Source organism: Rhizobium sp. G21 (assembly GCF_014158035.1).
Classification (GTDB): Bacteria; Pseudomonadota; Alphaproteobacteria; order Rhizobiales; family Rhizobiaceae; genus Rhizobium_E.
In genome coordinates this window covers 1,612,596-1,633,468 of record NZ_JACFXW010000001.1, presented here as the reverse complement: position 1 = coordinate 1,633,468, position 20,873 = coordinate 1,612,596, and the positions used below count along the sequence as shown (strand labels likewise).

At 60.9% G+C, this 20,873-nt stretch carries 22 protein-coding genes and 3 pseudogenes; 19 read left to right on the top strand and 6 right to left on the bottom strand.

Features of this window, described 5'->3' with window-relative positions:
* Positions 1–10: 10 nt before the first annotated feature.
* From H2O14_RS08390 to motA, 6 genes and pseudogenes are all read right to left on the bottom strand, one after another.
* A complete protein-coding gene (locus H2O14_RS08390; RefSeq protein ID WP_182827286.1) occupies positions 11–511 on the bottom strand; it encodes a hypothetical protein in 501 nt (166 codons plus the stop codon).
* Positions 477–1,558 (bottom strand): annotated as a pseudogene (flhB, locus tag H2O14_RS08385) (flagellar biosynthesis protein FlhB). The gene H2O14_RS08390 and the pseudogene flhB overlap by 35 nt, the downstream one beginning before the upstream one ends.
* 15 nt (positions 1,559–1,573) lie before the next feature.
* A complete protein-coding gene (locus H2O14_RS08380) occupies positions 1,574–2,605 on the bottom strand; it encodes a flagellar motor switch protein FliG (protein ID WP_182827285.1) in 1,032 nt (343 codons plus the stop codon).
* Between the two features lie 43 nt (positions 2,606–2,648).
* Positions 2,649–3,227, bottom strand: a complete 579-nt coding sequence (gene fliN / locus H2O14_RS08375) for a flagellar motor switch protein FliN (RefSeq protein ID WP_182827284.1) — start codon at positions 3,225–3,227, stop codon at positions 2,649–2,651.
* A gap of 48 nt (positions 3,228–3,275) precedes the next feature.
* Positions 3,276–4,208 (bottom strand): FliM/FliN family flagellar motor switch protein, encoded by a 933-nt coding sequence (locus tag H2O14_RS08370; protein ID WP_182827283.1) that lies wholly within the window; start codon positions 4,206–4,208, stop codon positions 3,276–3,278.
* A 17-nt stretch (positions 4,209–4,225) separates the two neighbouring features.
* A pseudogene (gene motA / locus H2O14_RS08365) lies at positions 4,226–5,100 on the bottom strand (flagellar motor stator protein MotA).
* A gap of 219 nt (positions 5,101–5,319) precedes the next feature.
* Between motA and flgF the strand changes: the two are divergent.
* From flgF to H2O14_RS08270, 19 genes and pseudogenes are all read left to right on the top strand, one after another.
* A complete protein-coding gene (gene flgF / locus H2O14_RS08360; RefSeq protein WP_182827282.1) occupies positions 5,320–6,045 on the top strand; it encodes a flagellar basal-body rod protein FlgF in 726 nt (241 codons plus the stop codon).
* Between the two features lie 59 nt (positions 6,046–6,104).
* The gene (gene fliI / locus H2O14_RS08355) at positions 6,105–7,457 is read left to right on the top strand and encodes a flagellar protein export ATPase FliI (RefSeq protein WP_246697558.1); all 1,353 of its coding nucleotides are present in this window, start codon (positions 6,105–6,107) and stop codon (positions 7,455–7,457) included.
* A 2-nt stretch (positions 7,458–7,459) separates the two neighbouring features.
* Positions 7,460–8,023: a flagellar protein gene (locus H2O14_RS08350; RefSeq protein WP_182827280.1), complete on the top strand. Its 564-nt coding sequence runs from the start codon at positions 7,460–7,462 to the stop codon at positions 8,021–8,023.
* A 172-nt stretch (positions 8,024–8,195) separates the two neighbouring features.
* Entirely contained in the window at positions 8,196–8,579 is a 384-nt protein-coding gene (gene flgB / locus H2O14_RS08345) for a flagellar basal body rod protein FlgB (RefSeq protein WP_182827279.1), read from the top strand.
* A 3-nt stretch (positions 8,580–8,582) separates the two neighbouring features.
* Positions 8,583–9,002, top strand: a complete 420-nt coding sequence (gene flgC, locus H2O14_RS08340; RefSeq protein WP_182827278.1) for a flagellar basal body rod protein FlgC — start codon at positions 8,583–8,585, stop codon at positions 9,000–9,002.
* On the top strand, positions 8,999–9,319 hold the full coding sequence (locus tag H2O14_RS08335) for a flagellar hook-basal body complex protein FliE (RefSeq protein WP_182827277.1): 321 nt from the start codon (positions 8,999–9,001) through the stop codon (positions 9,317–9,319). The genes flgC and H2O14_RS08335 overlap by 4 nt, the downstream gene beginning before the upstream one ends.
* Positions 9,320–9,328: 9 nt before the next feature.
* On the top strand, positions 9,329–10,117 hold the full coding sequence (gene flgG / locus H2O14_RS08330) for a flagellar basal-body rod protein FlgG (protein ID WP_182827276.1): 789 nt from the start codon (positions 9,329–9,331) through the stop codon (positions 10,115–10,117).
* A 28-nt stretch (positions 10,118–10,145) separates the two neighbouring features.
* Complete coding sequence (flgA, locus tag H2O14_RS08325; RefSeq protein WP_246697328.1) at positions 10,146–10,616, top strand: flagellar basal body P-ring formation chaperone FlgA; 471 nt, start codon at positions 10,146–10,148, stop codon at positions 10,614–10,616.
* The gene (locus tag H2O14_RS08320; protein ID WP_182827274.1) at positions 10,613–11,728 is read left to right on the top strand and encodes a flagellar basal body P-ring protein FlgI; all 1,116 of its coding nucleotides are present in this window, start codon (positions 10,613–10,615) and stop codon (positions 11,726–11,728) included. Before flgA ends, H2O14_RS08320 begins: the two co-directional genes overlap by 4 nt.
* A gap of 5 nt (positions 11,729–11,733) precedes the next feature.
* Positions 11,734–12,273 carry a MotE family protein gene (locus H2O14_RS08315; protein WP_182829309.1) on the top strand — a complete coding sequence of 180 codons (540 nt, stop codon included), beginning with the start codon at positions 11,734–11,736 and terminating at the stop codon, positions 12,271–12,273.
* Positions 12,270–12,980 (top strand): flagellar basal body L-ring protein FlgH, encoded by a 711-nt coding sequence (gene flgH, locus H2O14_RS08310; protein WP_182827273.1) that lies wholly within the window; start codon positions 12,270–12,272, stop codon positions 12,978–12,980. The genes H2O14_RS08315 and flgH overlap by 4 nt, the downstream gene beginning before the upstream one ends.
* A 40-nt stretch (positions 12,981–13,020) precedes the next feature.
* Positions 13,021–13,526, top strand: a pseudogene (locus H2O14_RS08305) (flagellar basal body-associated FliL family protein).
* On the top strand, positions 13,523–14,278 hold the full coding sequence (gene fliP, locus H2O14_RS08300) for a flagellar type III secretion system pore protein FliP (RefSeq protein WP_182827272.1): 756 nt from the start codon (positions 13,523–13,525) through the stop codon (positions 14,276–14,278). The pseudogene H2O14_RS08305 and the gene fliP overlap by 4 nt, the downstream one beginning before the upstream one ends.
* Before the next feature lie 273 nt (positions 14,279–14,551).
* A complete protein-coding gene (locus H2O14_RS08295) occupies positions 14,552–15,517 on the top strand; it encodes a flagellin (protein WP_182827271.1) in 966 nt (321 codons plus the stop codon).
* Between the two features lie 257 nt (positions 15,518–15,774).
* Positions 15,775–16,740 (top strand): flagellin, encoded by a 966-nt coding sequence (locus tag H2O14_RS08290; RefSeq protein WP_182827270.1) that lies wholly within the window; start codon positions 15,775–15,777, stop codon positions 16,738–16,740.
* A 353-nt stretch (positions 16,741–17,093) separates the two neighbouring features.
* Positions 17,094–18,056: a flagellin gene (locus H2O14_RS08285; protein ID WP_182827269.1), complete on the top strand. Its 963-nt coding sequence runs from the start codon at positions 17,094–17,096 to the stop codon at positions 18,054–18,056.
* Between the two features lie 306 nt (positions 18,057–18,362).
* Positions 18,363–19,013 (top strand): hypothetical protein, encoded by a 651-nt coding sequence (locus tag H2O14_RS08280; protein ID WP_182827268.1) that lies wholly within the window; start codon positions 18,363–18,365, stop codon positions 19,011–19,013.
* Positions 19,010–20,443: a MotB family protein gene (locus H2O14_RS08275; RefSeq protein WP_182827267.1), complete on the top strand. Its 1,434-nt coding sequence runs from the start codon at positions 19,010–19,012 to the stop codon at positions 20,441–20,443. The genes H2O14_RS08280 and H2O14_RS08275 overlap by 4 nt, the downstream gene beginning before the upstream one ends.
* 3 nt (positions 20,444–20,446) lie before the next feature.
* Positions 20,447–20,866: a hypothetical protein gene (locus H2O14_RS08270; RefSeq protein WP_182827266.1), complete on the top strand. Its 420-nt coding sequence runs from the start codon at positions 20,447–20,449 to the stop codon at positions 20,864–20,866.
* Positions 20,867–20,873 lie beyond the last annotated feature (7 nt).

Sequence of the window (20,873 nt, the reverse complement as noted above, 5' to 3'; positions counted from 1 at the left end):
ATGTCGGCCGTTATTGCAGGGCGCTGGTGGGATGCGCCTCGAGCGCCTGCATTTTCGGCGTGATGAAGCGTGCCCGCTGCAGGCTTTCGGCGAGGAGCGCCGTATCCTGATCCGGATCGTCATTCGCTTCATGAAAGGCGATATGGTTGATCTCGATGCCCGCCAACTCGTCGGTCAGCGACAATTGCGCATAGACGGTCACCGCGTCGGCCATGATTTCGAGGTCGAGCGAGATTTGCGGCAGCTTGTTCCAGTCCATCTCGTAATTGCCGCCGATGCCGAAGCGGATTGTGCCGGGCAGGAAATAGAGTTCCGCCGCTGAATTGACGAGATCCGCGATATTGCCCCAGCGCTCGTAGCGCAGCAGCGAAACGAGGTCTGCAGCGTCGATCAGCCTGAGTTCTGTTGCAACGGGACGCAACGCCTCGGCCACGATTTTTTCGTGTTCGATGGAGAAAGGGCTTTTTTCATCGTTTTCAGTGAACCCGTCTGGCTTTATTCTTGGACGCATAAATGCGTTGTATCAGTTCGGCGACGGCCTTGTAGAAGACCGGCGGGATGACAGTATCCACCGAGACTTGCGCAAACATGGAGCGAGCGAGAGGGGGTCTTCGAACACCGGAACGCCGTTCTCTTCGGCCACCTGGCGTATTTTGAGGGCAATGAGGTCCGTTCCTTTGGCGACCACGACCGGAGCCGGATCCTCGTCGCGCACATAGCGCAGGGCCACCGCATAGTGGGTCGGGTTCGCGATCACGAGCGTCGCTCGCGGCACCGAACTGATCATGCGTTTGCGCGCGAGATCGCGGGCGAAGGACCGCTGACGCTGTTTGATCATCGGATCGCCGTCGGTCTGCTTGCGCTCTTCCTTGACTTCCTCCTTGGTCATCTTGAGCTCTTCATACCAATGATGATGAGTCCAGAAATAGTCCGCGATGGCGATGATCGCCGCCGAGAACAGGATGATGACCAGGATCGTCCTGACATCCGACGACAGACGCTTGAGGAGAAAGTCTGGATCCGCATACATCGCGTCGAGCGATTTGAAATATTCCGATCTGAGGCTCAGGCCGACCACCAGTCCGACGACAAGAATTTTGATCAGCGATTTGCCGAATTCGACCATGCCGGGCATGCCGAAAAGGCGGCCGAAGCCGCTCACCGGATTGAGACGCGAGAATTTCGGGGCGATTCGTTCGAGAACCGGTGTCGGGAGATTCTGTAGAATCGAGGCGGCGATGCCGAACGTCGCCATGAGGATGAACGCCGGCGTGACGATGGCGGCCGATTCCCAGAAGACGCGGCCGAACAGCGCGACGATGTCGGTGCCGGTTTCGAAGCGCCATTGCTCCGGCTTTTCGAACACCCCGCGCAGCGTGTCCCAGAGCTTCGAGACGCCGCTGGGCAGGAAGAATACGAAATAGACATAGATGCCGAGCGTGGAGGCGAAGACGGTAATCTCGCGCGAGAAAGGCACATTGCCCTTCTCGGCGGCTTCGGAGTAACGCTTCTGGGTCGGCGCTTCCGTTTTACTGTCTTTGTCGGCGTCTTCAGCCATGGCCGTCTACTTTCGTCAGGCCGCTTCGACCGCTCCGGATTCTTTGAGCTGGATCTGGCCGTTGGCGGCGAGCCGAATCGCCTCTTGCGCAATCGAACGACGGGCGATCGCGATCGTCCGCGGATTGGCCGTCGTGTCGGGCGCGCCGAGATCCGATTCGATCATGCGGCGCTGACGCGCGCCGATCGAGGACAGCACGGCTTCGCGGATGTCCATCGATGCGCCGCGCAACGCCATCGTGATGACGTCGCCGGCGATGTCGTTGAACAGCATGACGCGGCTGCGCTGCGGCATGACCAACAGATCTTCGAACAGGAAGATCTTCGGGCGCACCTTCTTTGCGGCTTCCTGGCTGATGGCTTCGAGCGAATCGAGCAGGTTTTCCACCTGGTTCTTCTCGAGTTCGTTCATCAGTTCCGCCACCTTCATGGTGCCCGGCGCGTTGCGCTCGGCGTTGAGGTCGCGGATGATGTCCTGCACGCGGTTCTCGATCACCTGGACGGCCTTGGGATTGACGTCCCTGAGGTTGACCGTTCGGTTTAGAATATCGGCGCGGCGCGCTTCCGGCATTTCCAGCAGCACCTTCGCGCCGGCCGAGGACGGCATCATCGACATGATATAGGCGATGGTCTGCGGATGCTCGTTGATCAGATATTTGGCGACGAATGCCGGTTCTGCGCTTTCCAGTTGCTCCCAGATCGTCGTTTCGTAAGCCTGGAAGGCGGCGCGCCGGCCGAGCAGGCCGTCGACTTCATCGGGCGTCAGGCCCTCTTCGAGAATGCCTTCGATCGCCTTGGCGTTGTCCATAAGGCCGGCGCCTTCGGTGAACAGATCCTCGAACTCGTTGACGAGGTCGATCAATTCGTTCGGCGGAATCTGACGCAGCCGCTGGGCCGAGTGGATGATGACCTGCAATTCGGCTTGAGTAAAATATTTAAGTAATTTTCCTGCGACCTGTCTGCCCATGGCGAGCAGAACCGCCGCCGCCTTTTCCGGCGGCGTCAGCGTGCTCGCAGACGTGGTCTCAAAACTGTCGAAGTCGAACATATCGACGCTCCCCGGAATCATTCCGGTTTGTAACTCTGATACTCTAAGGCCTGCCGCTCGGTTTAACTTCCAACAGTTTGATGCCGAAACGGGTTTCATCATTCTCCAAAACGGTGATTTCACCACGCCCGATGAGCCTTCCATTGACGATCAGATCGACCGGTTCGCCAATTTTCCGATCAAGGGCGATAATGGCCCCTTCGGTCAGATTCATCAAGCCGGAAACCTGCATTTTGCTAGTTCCTAGAATGATTTGAACATCAATTGGGATGTCTTTGATCAGATCCAGGTTCGCATGCAGCGCGCTGCCGGGCTCGGCGGACGCGCCCATCGACGCGCGGCTTCCGAAGTCGTCGCCGCCGAAAGCCGAATCACCGAAGTCGCCGCCGAAGCCGCCGCCGCCGTCGAAATCGGCACCGCCGCCGAAATTCGTCCCCATCGGCGTATCCACGCCGGCGTCTCCGCCGCCGAATTCTGCGCCGAAATCCTCTCCGAAATCGGAGAGGCCGGCTTCGTCGGCTTTCAGAACGCCGCGAAGGTCGTCGATCGCCTGATCGAGCTCGGCGTTTGCATCGCCGGTTTCGAGTGCTTCGTCTTCGATTTTTGCTTTCTTCGGTGCCATACGATCATCATTCCAGTTAAATCTTGCGCAAGGCTTTTCTGAGCCTGATCAGGAGAGCAGATCCCTCAGGAGGTCCTGGTCGGAACCAGACGACTCCTTGACCCGAACGGTGTAGTTGTTGCCGGCCCGGCCGAATTCGCAGCTGTAGAGATCGCGCCCGTTGGCGCTGACCTGAGCGCGGACATCGTCCGTGTCCAGAAAAGGGATCACGTCGCCGGGCTGAAGCTTTGCGATGACGCCGAGCGTCAGCGGCGTGAGATGGATGCGCGCCTCGACCTTTACGTCCGAGCGCTTGACCTGGTCTTCGAGGATGTCGGCCCAATCGTTCACCGATTTTGCCGCGGCGCTGGCCGTCGGAGCCCGCACCTTGGTCTTGAGCAGCGTTTTTTGCGGGATGACGACTTCGAAGAAGGACGTAAGGCTGCCGAATTCGATCTTCATCCTGATCAGCGCCGCGAACATGTCGACATAGTCTTCGGCTGGCTTGGGACGGTTCTTGAGGTTGACCGGCCGGGTCAGGATCGGTTCGTAATTGCCGGGCGCGTCGACGGCGGATTTGATCACCTGGGCGATCTTCTCCATGATCAGCGGCGCCATTTCGAGCTCGATGGAAGAGGCCGGCCGCGCCTCGACATTGCCGAGCGTGGACGGATCCCCGCCCATCAGGGTTTCCACCAGGGCGATGATCGCCGAAGACGAGCAGGCTATGGTGAAGTCCGGACACCAGTTCTTCAGCGATCCGTCCATCAGCACCGTGCCCGGGGCCATTTCCGAAATCAGTTCGTTCTTGTAACCGGTTTCGCAGCGCTCGAAATAGAAGCTCATCTTCTGCTGCGTTTCCATTTCCACGAGATCGGGAAGGAAAGCAGTCAGGACCTGGCCGAGTTCGAGGCACACTTTGGAGACCGCCTGGTTGGTGCCCAGCTCTCCTGTCAGCAGGGCGTAGATCTTGGGATCTATCGCCGGCGCTCGCGTGCGCATTGCCACACCCTCCGTCATCATGCCGCCTTTTCGCCGCCGCCGCCCGGATTCATCATTTCCTGCTCGACCGCGTCGATCGACGGACGTTCGTAGGAGGAAATGGTCTTGCGGCCGTATTCGAGAGCAACTTGCGGAACCGATCCGTTCATATAGGCGATCAGCGTCTGCTTGACGATCACATACAGACGAAGCTGCTTACTACGAACGGCCTTGATCATATAGATCAGCGGATTCATGATGCAGTAGGAAAGTAGAATACCGGTAAACGTTCCGACAAGAGCCGCGCCGATCAGGTGTCCCAGAACTTCCGGCGGTTCGGTGATCGCGCCCATGGCGTGGATGACGCCGAGAACGGCGGCCACGATGCCGATGGCCGGGAAGGAGTCGCCCATGTTCTGCAACTGCGTGAAGGCCTTCATCTTGTCGTGGTCGATCGTCTGGATTTCCTCGTCCATCAGCGCCTCGATTTCATGGCTGCGCGCATTGCCGATGATGATCAGTCGGACATAGTCGCAGATGAAAGCGGTCAGTTCCTTGTTCTTGAGGACCGACGGCGCATTCTGGAAGATGATGGATTCGTCGGGATTGTCGATATGCGCTTCGATTTCGTTGCGCGACTTGGTGCGCAGATCGCGCATCAGCGCATAGAGGCAACCGAGCGTATCGAGATAGTTGCGTTCCTTGGGAACCGAATTCTTGAACGCCTCACCGATCGCTTTGCCCGAGTCCTGATGACCTTCATCGGCGTTCCGGCGATGAAGGCGCCGAGGCCGCAACCGATGATGACGAGGAATTCATAAGGCTGCCAGAGCACCTCGAGATGGCCGCCCGTCGCAAGAAAGCTGCCGATGATGCAGCCGAAAACAATGACCAAGCCGATAATGATGTTCATACGACGCCGCCCGCGCTGATCTCACAATAAATCCAGCTTTGGATACGGTTTCTTGCTTGTGTGAAGCTGTTGGGCGCCCTGCGGGATTTCCGCGCTGCGGCGACAGGTTCGCGCAAGCGAGCCCGAACATGCTTTCGCCAAACAAGGAGAGTCGCGGCGTGCGCGGCTTTCGCTCGAGGCAGTGTTACGCCGGGTATGAGACCCGGTCAGAGGGCGAGCATGGAAACGAGTCTTTACGTTGCGCTGTCGTCGCAGCTGTCGCTGGAAAAGCGGCTCAATACGATCGCCGACAATCTGGCCAATATGAATACGGTCGGATTTCGCGCCACGCAGGTGAAGTTCGACGAGGTCATGACCAAGGCGGAGGGCGCCCGCGTCGGTTATGTGTCTCCCGGCGAGGAGTTTCTCTCCACCGACAACGGGGCCATCACCCAGACCGGCAACCCGCTCGACTTCGCCGCCAAGGGCGACGTCTGGTTTCATGTGGCCTCTCCATCCGGCAACGCCGTGACGCGGGACGGTCGCTTTTCGATGCTGGAAACCGGCGATCTCGTGACGCTGGAAGGCTACCCCGTTCTCGACGCCGGCGGCGCGCCGATCCAGCTCAACGCCCAGGGCGGGCCGCCGACGGCCTCCACCGACGGTATACTTTATCAGGATGGCAGACCGGTCGCGACGCTCGGGCTGATGTCGGCCAATATCGGCGCCAACTTCATCCGCGCCGGAAACACGGCCGTGATTCCGGGCGAAGCGCCGCAGCCGGTCGTCGACCGCCCCGACGCAGGCGTGCTGCAGGGTTACGTCGAGCAGGCCAACGTCAACCCGCTCAAGCAGATGACCGAAATGATCACCGTGCAGCGGACATTCGACTATGTCACCCAGCTGATGAGAGACAACGAAAACTCGCTCACCGGCGCAATCAAGACACTGGGCGGGGCGTCCTGACCGGGCGGATTTGAATGGATAGGGCGATGCAAGACAAGACGGGGACCACCGGCGACCGAATGGCCGCCATCGGCGCCCTGTTCCAGCGCTTCAACCAGCCCGGCGCGCTGGTGGCGCATGCCGGGCGCGTCAAGACCATCGCGGCGGGCCACTACACCGTGACGGGGCTGTCCCGTCATGTGCGCCTGGGAGAATTCGTCGCCCATCGCAGCGAGTCCGGCATCCATCTCGGCGAGGTGGTTCGCGTCGAGCCGGATCTCGTCTATGTCTGCCCCATCGAACCCGGCGATCCCATCGGCATCGACGACATCATTCTGAAACGCGGAGCGTTCCGCCTCAATCCCGACGACAGCTGGTGCGGCCGCACGGTCAATTCGCTCGGCGAACCGATCGATGGTCTCGGACCGATCGCGCAAGGTCGCGTCGCCCGTTCCATCTCCAATACGGCGCCGCCGTCGATGACGCGCCAGCGCGTCTCGAAAGGGTTTCGCACCGGGGTGCGGGCGATCGACATCTTCGCGCCTCTCTGCCACGGTCAGCGTCTCGGCGTGTTCGCAGGGTCCGGCGTCGGCAAGTCGACGCTTCTGTCGATGCTCGCCCGCGCCGACGCTTTCGATCGCGTCGTCATCGCGCTGGTCGGCGAACGCGGCCGTGAAGTCCGCGAATTCATCGAAGACACGCTCGGGCCGCATCTAAAGAAATCCGTGGCGGTGGTCGCGACATCGGACGAGAGCCCGATGCTGCGCAAGATGGCGCCGCTCTCGGCCGTCACCATCGCCGAACACTTCCGCGACGAAGGCAAGAACGTCCTGCTGATCGTCGACAGCGTCACCCGTTTCGCGCATGCGATCCGCGAGGTGGCGACCGCGTCGGGCGAGCCGCCTGTGGCTCGCGGCTATCCCGCATCCGTGTTCACCGAACTGCCGAAACTGCTCGAACGGGCGGGCCCCGGACAGGAAGGCGCCGGCGCGATCACGGCGATCATCTCGATCCTCGTCGACGGCGACAACCACAACGACCCGATCGCCGATGCGACCCGCGGCATTCTCGACGGCCATATCGTGCTCGATCGCGCCCTGGCGGAAGAGGGGCGGTACCCGCCCGTCGATCCGCTCGCATCGATCTCGCGTCTCGCCCGCAAGGCGTGGACGCCGGACGAGGAGAAACTGGTGTCTCGCCTGAAGACGCTCATCCATAAATTCGAGGAGACGCGGGATCTTCGCCTGATCGGCGGCTATCGCGCCGGCGCGGATCCCGACCTCGACATGGCGGTCAAGCAGGTGCCGCCGATCTATGAAATTTTGAAGCAGACCCCTGGGGAAAGGCCGGCGCGCGACGCCTTCGCCGATCTGGCCTCGGCTCTGAAGAACGCCAACCAGCCGGGTAACGGCGCCAACGGGCGCCCGAGGTGACAATGACCGATTTTGACGCCGACGAACCCGTCGAACCGCCCAAGAAGGCGTTGCGCAAGCCTTTCTGGACCGTGGACCGCATCATTGGCTGGTCGGGCGCAGCGCTCGCGATGACCGCAGCGTTTTTCCCCTGGTATGTCTTCTTCAACGAGGACAAGTTCGGCATACGCGTCGCGGTGCAAGAATTGTCCCGCGATCTTCCCGAATGGGCGGGTCGGGCGATCGTCAATCCCTCGCCAGCGGCGATCGTGGACCGCGACGAGAAGAGCGGCGACCCGCTGGCCGGCGAGAAGATCATCACCGGCTCCGTCCCCGACATCGGCAAGGATATCGGCGACGACGGCGCCGCATCCGCTCTCGACCAGGCCTTTCCGGGCGACGCCATGAGGTTCAAGGTCCTCCATGTCGCCAATGGTCGCGCCATGATCGAAGACAAAGGCGGGGTCTACCTGGTGCAGCCCGGCTCGCTTTTGCCGGACGCGTCCAAAGTGGCGGCGCTCGAACAGCGCGAGGGCAAATGGGTCGTCGTGACGGACAAGGGAACGGTCTACGGCGTGGGCAACTGACGCGCCGTTCAAGGACGGGCAAGTGGGAAAGGGCGGCCGGTGCCGCCCTTTTCGCGTTTTCCGGCGAACCCTGAAAATTGCGGCTTTTGGGACAAGTCCCGCGCAAGATTCTCCCTCTATGGTCCGTGGTGTCATGAAGACAAAAGTTCGGTCATGAAGACGGAGAACACCCATGCAACCGATTCAACTATTTGAATTGGCGTCGCGACAGGCAGAATGGCTTTCGGTCCGCCAAGGCGCCGTATCCGGAAATATCGCCAACGCCAACACGCCGGCCTTCAGGGCCAAAGACGTCGAGCCCTTCGAATTCGTGTTGCAAAATCAGGCGACGCCGATGGCCGCCACCAATGCGCGGCACTTCACCGACACGCCGGCCGCGACCTACGTGGTCCAGTCCGACGAGGACAAGAAGGCGGTCGCCAAACTGTCCGGAAACTCCGTCGACCTGTCCGAAGAGCTTATGAAGCAAGGCCAGATCCGCCGCGATTACGATCTCAACACCGCCGTCGTCAAAGCCTTCAACAAGATGCTTCTGATGGCCGTGAGGAAGGGATAATCCATGGATCCGCTTTCCGATTCCCTCACGATTTCCGCTTCCGGTCTTTCCGCCCAGTCGACGCGTCTCCGCGTCGTGTCGGAAAATCTCGCGAATGCGCGTTCGACAGGCGACACGCCAGGCGCCGATCCCTACCGTCGCAAGACCATCAGCTTCTCGGACGAACTCGACCGCACTTCCGGCGTCGAGAAGGTCAAGGTGAAGCGGATCGGCGTCGATACGTCGGATTTCCTCACCGAATACGAGCCGGGCAATCCGGCCGCCGACCCCAACGGCATCGTGAAATATCCGAACGTGAACGTCCTGCTCGAAATGGCCGACATGCGGGAAGCCAACCGCTCCTACGAGGCCAATCTGCAATCCATTCGTCAGACACGTGATCTGATTTCCGCAACCATCGATCTTCTGAAGTCCTCGCAATGATTGAACCTATCAGCGCATTGAGCGCCTCCCTGGCGTCCGAAACCAAGAAGATCGCGGAGACCGCCGCGACCCAGCCCTCTATGGAAGCCGGCGCGGCAGGCGCCAGCTTCACGGATTTCATGTCCAATATCGGCGCGTCCTTCGTCGATAATCTGAAGGCCGCCGAAACCAAGTCCATGGACGGCATGCTCGGCAAAGCCAGCGTTCGCGAGGTCGTCGAGACCGTCATGACCGCCGACCAGACACTGCAAACGGCGATGGCGTTCCGCGACAAGGTTGTCTCGGCCTATCTCGACATCGTGAAGATGAACATCTGAGGGTAACGAATGAGAGCGCTATCGATCGCCGCGACCGGCATGAACGCACAGCAGACCAATCTCGAGGTGATCGCGAACAACATCGCGAACATCAACACGACGGGCTACAAGCGCGCGCGCGCCGAATTCACCGATCTTCTCTACCAGACGGATCGGGCGGCGGGCGTCGCCAACACTGCGAACCAGGCGACGGTGCCGGAAGGCATCAATATCGGCCTCGGCGTCAAGACCGCGGCGGTGCGCAACCTGTTCGAGCAGGGCGATCTCAGCGAGACCAGCAACGACTTCGACATGGCTATCGTCGGGCGCGGCTTCTTCCAGATCCAGGCTCCCGACGGCACGACGCTCTACACGCGCGACGGCGCCTTCAACAAAAATGAAAACGGCGAGCTGGTGACTGCCGACGGCTATCTCGTCATCCCCACCATCACTGTTCCCAACGACGCCACCCAGATCACTATCAACCGGTCGGGCGAAGTCTACGCCACGATCGGCGCCCAGACTGCGCCCCAGCAGCTCGGCCAGATCCAGCTCGCGAACTTCGTCAACGAAGCGGGCCTCAAGGAACTCGGCGGCAACCTCTATCAGGAAACCACCGCCTCGGGCGCCGCGATCGTCGGCGTCGGCGACGACGCGGGCTTCGGTTATGTCAAGCAGGGTTATCTCGAGAGCTCCAACGTCGATTCGGTCAAGGAAATCACCGACCTGATCTCGGCCCAGCGCGCCTACGAAATGAACTCCAAGGTCATCACCACCGCGGACGAGATGTCCAAGACGGTGAGCCAGAGCATGAAGTAAGGAGGAGCGGACGACCATGATGGCAAACATGCGGCATAAGAGACATGGGCTGAAGACGCTGGCGTTCGCCTTCGCGTCCCTGGCGATGATGGGCTCGGCGACGGCTGCTGACTTCGGCATGGCGGTCGTCCCTACTCAGATCATCTATCCCGGCCAGGAGATCACCGAGAGCCAGGTGAAAACCGTACCCGTGACCAATCCGAACATTGCGCCGGGCTATGCGCAGAAGCTGTCCGATGTCGCCGGTCTGGTGACGACGAGAACGCTTCTGCCCAACCGGACGATCATGCTCGGTTCGCTGCGCGAAGCGTGGACGGTGCGTCGCGGCGACAAGATCGTGCTGGTCTATGACAGCGGCGGCTTGAAGATCACCGCGGCCGGCACGCCGCTCAACGACGGCGTCGTCGGCGACCTCGTCAAGGTCCGCAACACCGACACCGGCGTGATCATCTCCGGCACGGTCAGACCGGACAGTTCGATCCTCGTGGTGCAGAAATGAAGAAACTCCTCGCCCTGATCCTGGCCAGCCTGATGACCTTGTCGACTGCGGCGCCGTCGCATGCGGCGGCCACAGCCCGCATCAAGGACGTGGCGTCGCTGCAGGCCGGCCGCGACAATCAGTTGATCGGTTACGGTCTCGTCGTAGGCCTGCAGGGATCGGGCGATAGTCTCCGCTCTTCACCTTTCACCGAACAATCGCTCCGCGCGATGCTGCAGAATCTCGGCATCTCCACCCAGGGCGGCGAAAACCGGTCCAAGAATATCGCCGCGGTCATGGTCACCGCTACGCTGCCGCCGTTCGCGAGCCCAGGCAGCCGCATGGATGTCGCCGTCAGCTCGCTCGGCGACGCCACGTCGCTCCGCGGCGGCACGCTGGTGATGACGTCGCTGACCGGCGCGGACGGGCAGATCTACGCCGTGGCGCAGGGCCCGCTGATCGTCTCCGGCTTCTCGGCCACCGGCGACGCCACCCAGTTGACGCAGGGCGTGGCGACCGCCGGCCGCGTGCCCAACGGCGCGATCATCGAACGTCCCCTGCCGTCCCGCTTCAAGGATTCGGTCAATCTCGTCCTGCAATTGCGCAACCCGGATTTTTCGACCGCGGTGCGCATGACCGACGCGATCAACGCATTCTCGAGCCAGGCTTATGGCGGGCCGATCGCCACGGTGAACGATTCCCAGGAAGTGGTCGTGGAAAAGCCGCGTCGCGCCGATCTCGCCCGACTGATGGCGGAGATCGAGAACCTTCCCATCGACACCGACACGCCGGCCAAGGTGGTGGTCAACGAGCGCACCGGCACGATCGTGATCGGCGCCGATGTCCGGATCTCCGAAGTGGCGGTCAGCTACGGCACCTTGACGGTTCAGGTCAGCGAAAACCCCACCGTGGTGCAGCCTTTGCCGTTCTCGAACGGCGAGACGGCGGTGCAGCCGCAGACGGACATCATCGCGCAGCAAGCCAACAGCAAGGTGGCGATCATCAAGGGCTCCAATCTGAAGACCCTGGTTTCGGGACTGAATTCGATCGGCGTGAAGCCTGACGGCATCATCGCCATTCTCCAGGGCATCAAGCAGGCGGGCGCGCTGCAGGCGGAGTTGGTGTTGCAATGACCGGAATGACGGGACTGTCCAAGACCATCGCAAAAACCTGCGTGGTGATCGGCCTCTGCCTGGGCATCGGGCCCATGGCGGCGATGTCGGCGGAAGAGAACCACGAAAAATCCGCGCCGAAGCCGGCGGTCAAGACGGCGCGCGAAGAGATCCGCGCCTTTTGCGCCAATATCGCCGACGCCGCGCGGGACCAGCGCTTCGCCCTTCAGAAGATCGAGCTCGAAAAGCTCCAGGCGCAGGTCGACGACCGCATCACGATCCTCGAAACGCGAAAGGCGGAGTATGAGGAATGGATGAAGAAGCGTGACGCCTTCTCCAAACAGGCCGAGGCCGGTCTCGTCGAAATCTATAAGAAAATGGCCGCGGACGCTGCTGCCCAGCAGCTCGAACTCATGGACCCGAACCTGTCGTCGGCGATCATCATGAAGCTCAGCCCGCGTCAGTCGAGCCTGATCCTGACCGAGATGGAAGCCAAGCAGGCGGCGATGGTCGCATCGATCATTTCCGCGGCCGGCAATCGCAGTACATCGAGAGACCCGTCATGAATTATAAACTCTTTTTGTTGGCGGGCCTCGTCGTCGTCGCGGGATGCAACGCAAAGTCGGTCAAGGAGCTCAACAGAGCGCCTGCCATGAGTCCTATCGGCACCGGCCTGCAATTCACCAAGAACAACGAAATGGGACAATACCCCAAGCAACCGGCTCAAATCGCGACGGGCTATTCCCTGTGGAGCGATTCGAAGGCTGCGCTCTTCAAAGACGCGCGCGCCCTCAAGGTCGGCGATATCCTGACGGTGACCATCGAAATCGACGATTCGGCGACCTTCGACAACAAGACCGACCGCAGCCGCGACAGCTCATGGTCCAAGGACTATAATGTCAAGAACACGGGCCTCATTGCCGACGTCGATGTGAATGGGGAAATGAGCAACAGTTCTTCGTCGTCTTCGACCGGCGACGGCTCCATCGAGCGCAAGGAAAAGCTGTCGCTGCAACTCGCCGTGGTCGTGACCGGGGTGCTGGACAACGGCAATCTGCTGATCAGCGGTTCGCAGGAAGTGCGGGTCAACCAGGAAATCCGCGTGCTCAATCTCGCCGGCATCGTGCGTCCGCAGGACGTCAATGCCGACAACAAGCTGTCCTACGACAAGATCGCCGAAGCCCGCATCTCCTATGGCGGCCGCGGTCGTCTGTCGGAAATCCAGAACCCGCCCGTCGGCCAGCAGGCCGTCGATATCTTCGGCGTGTTCTGACGGTTCGAAATCTGTCGCGCGCCGGGTCTGAGGAGACGAAATGGTCGATATTGCGGAAGAACCTCCGGTCGAGAAAAAGAAGTCGGGCCTGGTGATGACCATCGTTCCGGTGGTGGTCGTCACCGTGATCGCCGCCGGCGCCGGATGGTTTCTCGGCGGCATGCTCGCCCCGGCGGTGAACGCGCCGAAACCGCCAGTGGCGGAAAAGAAGGCCGAAGGCGAAAAAAGGAAGGCGAGGGCCTGCCTGCGATTTCGACCGAGGAAAACGGCGTGGTGCAGCTCGAGGCGATCACCACCAATCTCGCTTTTCCGGCCGACCGATGGATACGGCTCGAGGTCGCCTTGTTGTTCAAGGACAAGCCGGATGTGAAGATCGCAGAAACGATCAACCAGGATATCGCACGCTATCTGCGCACCGTGACGCTGCAGCAGATCGAGGGTCCGCGCGGGTTCCAGTATCTCAAGGAAGATCTGGAGGAGAGGGCTGATCTCCTGTCGGAAGGAAAGGTCGAGAAAATCATGTTCAGGACCTTTGTGATCGAATGACCGCCCTTAGGAAAACAGTCGTCATCGCTTTGGCCGCGACGATCGCGATCGCCGCCGGCGGCGCGGCGCTTGCGCAGACGGCGGCGCCCGACATTTTCAACACGCCGGTCAGCGGCTCGGCGGCCAGCTGGATCATTCGCGTCTTCGGGCTGTTGACGGTCCTGTCGATCGCGCCCGGAATTCTGGTGATGGTGACAAGCTTTCCGCGCTTCATCATCGCCTTTTCGATTCTGCGCTCCGGCATGGGCCTGGCGACTACGCCGTCCAACATGATTCTCACCAGCCTGGCGCTCTTCATGACATTCTTCGTCATGTCGCCGACGCTGGAGCGGTCCTGGCGGGACGGCGTTCAGCCGCTTCTGGCCGAGCAGATTGACGAAACGGAGGCCCTGCGCCGGATCTCCGTGCCATTCCGGGACTTCATGGCCGCCAACACCCGCGACAAGGATCTCAAGCTCTTCGCCGATATCGCGACGGAGAAGGGACAGACCGCCGCCACCGCAGGGGCTCCGGACCTCCGCGTGCTGGTGCCGGCCTTCATGATTTCCGAAATTCGCCGCGGGTTCGAGATCGGCTTCCTGATCGTTCTTCCCTTTCTCGTGATCGACCTGATCGTGGCCACCATCACCATGGCGATGGGCATGATGATGCTTCCGCCGACCTCGATCTCACTGCCGTTCAAGATCCTTTTCTTCGTGCTGATCGACGGCTGGAACCTGCTGGTGGGAAGCCTGGTCAGGTCTTTCAACTGACGCAAGATTTACGAGCGAAATGATCAGAAAATAAACAACGGGGCGCGAAAGGGCCCCGTTTTCCGTTTGTTAACCATACTTCGCGGCGGCGTCGGCGGAAATGTCTCGTTTAAGGTTTTCGAAAGTACTGGGCCCCGATACTCCCCTCATACACGGTGATCGAAGGTCTTGAGGGAGACGCTTCGAATGGCATGAGGCCGAACATCGTGACCGGTAAGGAAATCGAGCCCGGCATGTCCCTAATCCTGTAACTCGTTAAAAAGGGACACTCAAATGAGTTCTATCGTCACCAACACGTCCGCCATGGCGGCACTCAACACGCTGCGCTCCATCAACAGCAGCATGGAAGATACACAGAACGCTGTGTCCACCGGCTATAGCGTCGACACCGCGAAGGACAACGCCGCCTATTGGTCGATCGCGACCACCATGCGTTCCGACAAGACCGCCATGAGCACCGTTCAGGACGCGCTCGGTCTCGCCGCCGCCAAGACCGACACCGCTTACACCGGTCTGAATGCGTCGATCGAAGTCGTCAACGAGATCAAGGCCAAGCTCGTGGCCGCCCGCGAACCGGGCGTCGACAAAGACAAGATCAACTCGGAACTGACCGAGCTCAAGTCCCAGCTGTCGTCGATCTCCGAATCGGCTTCCTTCTCGGGCGAAAACTGGCTGTACAACAACGACTCGACCGCCAACGCGACCGTCGACATGGTCGGCTCGTTCGTTCGCGACTCGTCGGGCAGCGTCTCCGTCGGCCTGATCAGCTACGACACCGGCGAATCGACCCTGATCGACAACAAGACCACGGCCAACGGCATTCTGACGGCCGCCAACTTCACGTCCTATGCGACGGGCACGACCACGGCGACCGGCTCCTACTTCCTGATCGCGACCGACGACAGCTCGGTTACCCAGGGCGGCACCGAAATCACCCTGTCGTCTTCGACGGCCGACTACCAGATCGACAACATGATCTCCGTCGTCGACGACATGCTCGATCAGATGATCGACGCAGCCGCGACCCTCGGCGCCACCAACTCCCGCATCGACATGCAGGACGAGTTCGTCGCCGACCTCATGGACACGATCGACTCGGGCGTTGGCAAGCTGGTCGATGCCGACATGAACGAAGAGTCCACCAAGCTCAAGGCGTTGCAGACGCAGCAGCAGCTGGCCATCCAGTCGCTGTCGATCGCGAACTCCAACTCCGACAGCATCCTCCAGCTCTTCCGCTAAGAGTACAACCAAAACTGAGTTCGAGAGCCGCCGGGAAACCGGCGGCTTTTTTGCGTCCGAAAAACGTGGTGAAGGTTTTTGGTTAATTTCACGAGCGGGAAAGGGTTCTTTAACCATGGGCGTGTTTATCTACCTTCATCGAAACGACAGGTTAACCCTGATTGAGGGTTAACACGCATGACGCGGCCTTTCGTTACCGGACGCAATCCCGGAATGTCCCTTTAAATTTTTCCCGTAGTATGAGGGGCAAAACAACCATGACTAGCATCGTCACCAATATCCAGGCTATGGCGGCTCTCGACACTCTTCGGTCGATCAACGCAGGCATGGAAGAAACGCAGGGCAGGGTGTCTTCCGGTTATCGCGTCCAGGATGCGTCGGATAATGCTGCTTACTGGTCGATCGCGACCACCATGAAGTCGGACAACAAGGCGCTCTCGACTGTTCAGGACGCCCTCGGCTTCGCAGCGGCGAAATCCGACACGGCCTACACAGGTCTCAATTCCGCCATCGACGTCGTCACCGAAATCAAGGCCAAGCTGGTCGCCGCGCGCGAGCCGGGCGTCGACAAGGAAAAGATCAATTCGGAACTCTCCGAACTGAAGAACCAGCTGGTGTCGATCTCCCAGTCCGCCTCCTTCTCGGGGCAGAACTGGCTCTACAACAACGACACGACCGTAAACTCGACCGTCGACATGGTCGGTTCCTTCGTTCGCGACTCCACCGGCGGCGTCTCCGTCGAACTGATCACCTTCGATACCGCCGATTCCACGCTCATCGACAATGTCGATCCGACCCTGGGCATCCTGACCGCGGCCAATTTCACCAGCTATCCGACCGGCACCACCACGTCGACCGGCGCCTACTATCTGATCGCCATCGATAGCGGCAACACGCAGAACGGCTCAGTGGTCGAACTGACCAACAGCACGGCCGATTACCAGATCGACAACATGATCTCGGTCGTCGACGACATGCTGACCCAGATGACCGAAGCCGCAGCCGTCATCGGTTCGACGAACATGCGCATCGACATGCAGAACGAGTTCGTCGCCGACCTCATGGACGTGATCGACAAGGGCGTGGGTCGCTTGGTCGATGCCGACATGAACGAAGAGTCCACCAAGCTCAAGGCGTTGCAGACGCAGCAGCAGCTCGGCATTCAGGCTCTGTCCATCGCCAACTCCAACTCCGAAAACATCCTCTCGCTGTTCCGCAACTAAGACTGACGAGAGACGACGAATATCTGCCGCGGCCGGAAAATCCGGTCGCGGCTTTTCTGCGTTTGCGGTTCTCTTTGAAGCTGCGGTCCGCCTGATCCGGTCGGGCGCGTCGGCGTTTTACTCCATGACGCCGCAGAGATTTCCCCGCCGCGAAACTTGCCTTAAGCTTTCCTTCATCGACGTTAAAAAATCCTAATGGCGGTTAACGCTTGATTAACCATGCTCATTTACATAATGTTCATAACTGACGGAGCGACCGCCAGGGCAAAACGTGGTCGCAAGCATGATGCTCTCCTGTCTTTGCCGGTAGCGTGACCGGATGTTTCCCGAAAACGATATTCTAGGGCAAACCTATGACGAGCATCATGACCAATGCCGCAGCGATGGCTGCGCTGCAGACCCTCCGCGACATCAACAACAACATGGAAACCACGCAGCAGCGCATCTCCTCGGGCTACCGGGTCGAGACCGCGTCCGACAACGCCGCTTATTGGTCGATCGCCACCACCATGCGCTCGGACAACAAGGCCCTGTCGACCGTGCAGGATGCGTTGGGTCTGGGCGCCGCCAAGACCGACACCGCTTACACGGGTCTCGGTTCGGCAATCGATGTCGTGACCGAAATCAAGGCCAAGCTCGTCGCGGCGCGTGAGCCCGGCGTCGATCGCAACAAGATCAACGAAGAACTTCGCGAACTCAAGAACCAGCTCGAATCCATCGCCGAGTCGGCCTCGTTCTCCGGGGAAAACTGGCTTTATAACGACACCGGCGTGCCGCCGACGACCGTCGAACTCGTGTCCTCGTTCAATCGCGCTTCGAGCGGCACCGTGTCCATCGAGACGCTCGATTTCGACACCGCCACCTCCACGCTGATCGACGCCACCGACGCCAACAACGGCATTCTCACCAAGGCCACGGTGGCGACGGTGAAAACCGGCACCACCACTACTACCGCCAGCTACTTCCTCATCAATACCGGCGCGGCGACCGTCGCCACCGGCACGGAAGTGACGCTGTCGACCTCGACGACGAATTTCCAGCTCGACGGGATGATCTCGGCCGTCGACAAGATGCTGAGCAACCTGACCGACTCCGCCGCCACTCTGGGTTCTATTTCCTCCCGCATCGATATGCAGGACGACTTCGTCGCGACCCTCATGGACGTGATCGACAAGGGCATCGGTCGCCTCGTCGACGCCGACATGAACGAAGAATCGACGCGGCTCAAGGCGCTGCAGACCCAGCAGCAGCTCGGCATCCAGTCGCTGTCGATCGCCAACACCAACGCCGAAAACATCCTCTCGCTGTTCAAGTAACGTTGAGGCCCACGCGGCCGGGCGTCGCGCCCGGCCGCTGAGGGCGAACGTTTCGGAGCGAAGAACGCCGGCGTCCGCGATCGGCGAAAGGGCCTTCGCCGCCTCTGCTCGACGACGGCGTCAGGACGTTCTCTCCTCGATCTTCTCCAGATACTGCTGCGGCGCCGGTCATCGCCACGGTAGGACGAGTTGGGCCGCGCTATTGCCCTGGCGCGGCCCAACGCATTCATTTTCGCGCAAGTTTCTCCCGATAGGCTTTCCCATAGAGGGCCCGCGCCCGTATGTCTCCAGAAACGGCGGTCTGCAATGAGTGCAATCCTGACCAAATATCTCAAAGATTTCAGCGCGCCGCCGCCGCCGCCCGTCGACGATCTCGCGTTTCCGTCCGCCTTTTCGCTCGACGATGGCGGATCGTCTTCGGCGTTTTCTTTCGAGCCGGAACCGACCGTCGACCTCGAGGCGGAGCGCAAGGCGGCTTTCGACGAGGGGTATGCGCAAGCGGCGGCGGCTGCCGAGCATGCGCACGAAGAGGCGCTCGCCGAGGAGCGTCGCAAACACGCCGTCGAGATCGCCGAGCTGATGGCGCGCCACGAACAGGAAACGGTGGCGATGATCCATACCCGTTTCCACGAGATGACGGGCGAAATCGCCCAGGCGGTCGCCGACAGCACCCTGCAGATCCTCATGCCCATGCTCGGCGCGACGCTCGCGGATCGGGCCGTCACCGACCTTCACGACCTCATCAAGCAGGCGTTGAAGGATCGCGAGGCAGCGCAGGTGACGGTGCGCGGCGATGCGCGTCTGGTCGGTCGCCTCAAGCCTCTCATGGAGGCCGACGCCGTCGAAGCGAGATATATCGAAAACCAATCCGCCGACCTCACGGTCGAAATCGAGGACGCCGTTCTGGTGACGCGTCTGGAAACCTGGGCGCAGGCCCTGGCTGAGGGCGTCGAATGAGCGAGAACGAAAGCCACCACCACGGCAAAAACGAGATCATCATCATCAAGCGGCATGGCGGCGGTCACGAGGGCGCTCATGGCGGCGCCTGGAAGATCGCTTATGCCGACTTCATGACCGCGATGATGGCGTTCTTTCTGATCATGTGGCTCGTCAATGCCGCCAACGAAAAGACCAAGGCGGCCGTCGCGAGCTACTTCAACCCGATCAAACTCACGGATTCGACGCCGGCGGAAAAGGGCTTGAAGAAGCCGAACAAGCAGGCCCAGGGCGAGAACACTCAAGACAAGTCCGATAGCGAGGGCGAGAAGAAGGCGGCGGGCCAAGCGGAATCCGAAGGCACGGACGAAACCTCCACAGCCGGCGAACAGATCCAGTATTCCGAAGCCGACTATTTCGAAAATCCCTACGCGGTGATCACAGAGATCGCCCAGGAGACCGACGACAAGGCCAATGTCTCCGCCAAGGGCGACGGCGGCGCGCAATCGGCGGGACCCGCGACCGGCGCAGACGGCGGCGAAGCCTTTCGCGATCCGTTCGATCCGGATTTCTGGACACAGCAGGTCGAAGTGTCCCAACAGGAGGGCGCCGATCCGTCGCAGCAACCGGCGGAGATCTCGGGCCTGCCCGGCGACGGCATGGTGGAGAACGCCGAAAACATCGATTCGTCCAAAACGGGCGAGGCCCTGAGCGGCGACCGCAAGGGCGGCGATATGCCGAGCGGCGAAGCCAAGGCCGGCGAGGGACTGACCGACAGCGACGGCATGAAGGACAAGGCCGGCGAAGGCTCGGACATGGACAAGCACGGCTCGACCGACAAGATCGGCAAGGGCAAGAGCGACATGTCTGAAACCGGCAAGACGGACAAGAAGGAGCAGGGCCAGTCCGATCAGGCGCTCACCGGCAAGAGCGACAAGGACAAGAACGGCAAAGCCGACCAATCCGGCGAAAAGGTCGCTTCCGCCGCCCGGGAGGCGGAGAATCTCGAGAAGCAGCTGAAACAGGAACTCAAGGGCAAGGTCGGCTATCTCGCCGAAGGCCTGATCGTGACCCCAGCCGAAGGCGGCCTGCTGATCAGCATCAGCGATCAGGTCAAGACTCCGATGTTCCAGATCGGCTCGTCGATTCCCACCAAGGAGACCGTCGTCGCCATCGATCAGATCGGCAAATTGCTGAAGGGCCGGCCCGGCCAGATCGCGATACGCGGCCATACCGACGCGCGGCCCTTCAAGGCGGTCGGTTACGACAACTGGCGGCTATCGGCCGACCGCGCCCAGAGCGCCTATTTCATCTTGAAAAGGGCGGGCGTACAGGAGGCGCGCGTATCGCAGATCTCTGGTTTTGCCGACAAGCGCCTGCGAATTCCGGAGAAGCCGCTCGACGCCGGCAATCGCCGCATCGAGATTCTCGTCCAGGCGACCGAGGGCTGACGGATGCCGTTTTCGGTCCATATGCGCAGGGCGTTTCTGACGATCGGTGTGAGCCTGCTGGCGCTGGGCGCCGGCGCGCGGGCCGAGGAGGCGTCCACCACGGACGCCGCCGAACCCTACCGGCTCGTTCGCTCGTTGCAGAACATTCAGGACCAGGTGATCTCGGGCGACATTACGGCGCTGGACATGCAACGGTTCCTGCTCGGGGAAATCGATCGTCGTCTCAGGGAGGCGAGCGCCTCTGTCTTCGACGACACGCGAAACGTCGACGCCGCATTGATCTATGCGATGAGCGGCGGCAATCCGTCGACGCTCGATCTTCTCGCCCAGCGCGATGTGAGCGGCAATTTCGACAATCGCGTCACGAGCATCCTGCGCCGCTATCTCAACGGCCGCGGCGCGGGGGCGCCGTCAAGCAGTTGAAGGAAGT

Bases quoted from the DNA above. Each gene is read 5' to 3' on its own strand.
- H2O14_RS08380 (WP_182827285.1), bottom strand. From the start codon at position 2,605: ATGTTCGACTTCGACAGTTTTGAGACCACGTCTGCGAGCACGCTGACG.
- H2O14_RS08295 (WP_182827271.1), top strand. From the start codon at position 14,552: ATGAGTTCTATCGTCACCAACACGTCCGCCATGGCGGCACTCAACACG.
- flgF (WP_182827282.1), top strand. From the start codon at position 5,320: ATGGAAACGAGTCTTTACGTTGCGCTGTCGTCGCAGCTGTCGCTGGAA.
- H2O14_RS08285 (WP_182827269.1), top strand. From the start codon at position 17,094: ATGACGAGCATCATGACCAATGCCGCAGCGATGGCTGCGCTGCAGACC.
- flgA (WP_246697328.1), top strand. From the start codon at position 10,146: ATGCGGCATAAGAGACATGGGCTGAAGACGCTGGCGTTCGCCTTCGCG.
- flgB (WP_182827279.1), top strand. From the start codon at position 8,196: ATGCAACCGATTCAACTATTTGAATTGGCGTCGCGACAGGCAGAATGG.
- H2O14_RS08290 (WP_182827270.1), top strand. From the start codon at position 15,775: ATGACTAGCATCGTCACCAATATCCAGGCTATGGCGGCTCTCGACACT.
- fliI (WP_246697558.1), top strand. From the start codon at position 6,105: ATGGCCGCCATCGGCGCCCTGTTCCAGCGCTTCAACCAGCCCGGCGCG.
- H2O14_RS08370 (WP_182827283.1), bottom strand. From the start codon at position 4,208: ATGCGCACGCGAGCGCCGGCGATAGATCCCAAGATCTACGCCCTGCTG.
- flgH (WP_182827273.1), top strand. From the start codon at position 12,270: ATGAATTATAAACTCTTTTTGTTGGCGGGCCTCGTCGTCGTCGCGGGA.
- fliN (WP_182827284.1), bottom strand. From the start codon at position 3,227: ATGGCACCGAAGAAAGCAAAAATCGAAGACGAAGCACTCGAAACCGGC.
- fliP (WP_182827272.1), top strand. From the start codon at position 13,523: ATGACCGCCCTTAGGAAAACAGTCGTCATCGCTTTGGCCGCGACGATC.
- H2O14_RS08350 (WP_182827280.1), top strand. From the start codon at position 7,460: ATGACCGATTTTGACGCCGACGAACCCGTCGAACCGCCCAAGAAGGCG.
- H2O14_RS08315 (WP_182829309.1), top strand. From the start codon at position 11,734: ATGACGGGACTGTCCAAGACCATCGCAAAAACCTGCGTGGTGATCGGC.
- H2O14_RS08390 (WP_182827286.1), bottom strand. From the start codon at position 511: ATGCGTCCAAGAATAAAGCCAGACGGGTTCACTGAAAACGATGAAAAA.
- H2O14_RS08335 (WP_182827277.1), top strand. From the start codon at position 8,999: ATGATTGAACCTATCAGCGCATTGAGCGCCTCCCTGGCGTCCGAAACC.
- flgG (WP_182827276.1), top strand. From the start codon at position 9,329: ATGAGAGCGCTATCGATCGCCGCGACCGGCATGAACGCACAGCAGACC.
- H2O14_RS08275 (WP_182827267.1), top strand. From the start codon at position 19,010: ATGAGCGAGAACGAAAGCCACCACCACGGCAAAAACGAGATCATCATC.
- H2O14_RS08320 (WP_182827274.1), top strand. From the start codon at position 10,613: ATGAAGAAACTCCTCGCCCTGATCCTGGCCAGCCTGATGACCTTGTCG.
- flgC (WP_182827278.1), top strand. From the start codon at position 8,583: ATGGATCCGCTTTCCGATTCCCTCACGATTTCCGCTTCCGGTCTTTCC.
- H2O14_RS08280 (WP_182827268.1), top strand. From the start codon at position 18,363: ATGAGTGCAATCCTGACCAAATATCTCAAAGATTTCAGCGCGCCGCCG.
- H2O14_RS08270 (WP_182827266.1), top strand. From the start codon at position 20,447: ATGCCGTTTTCGGTCCATATGCGCAGGGCGTTTCTGACGATCGGTGTG.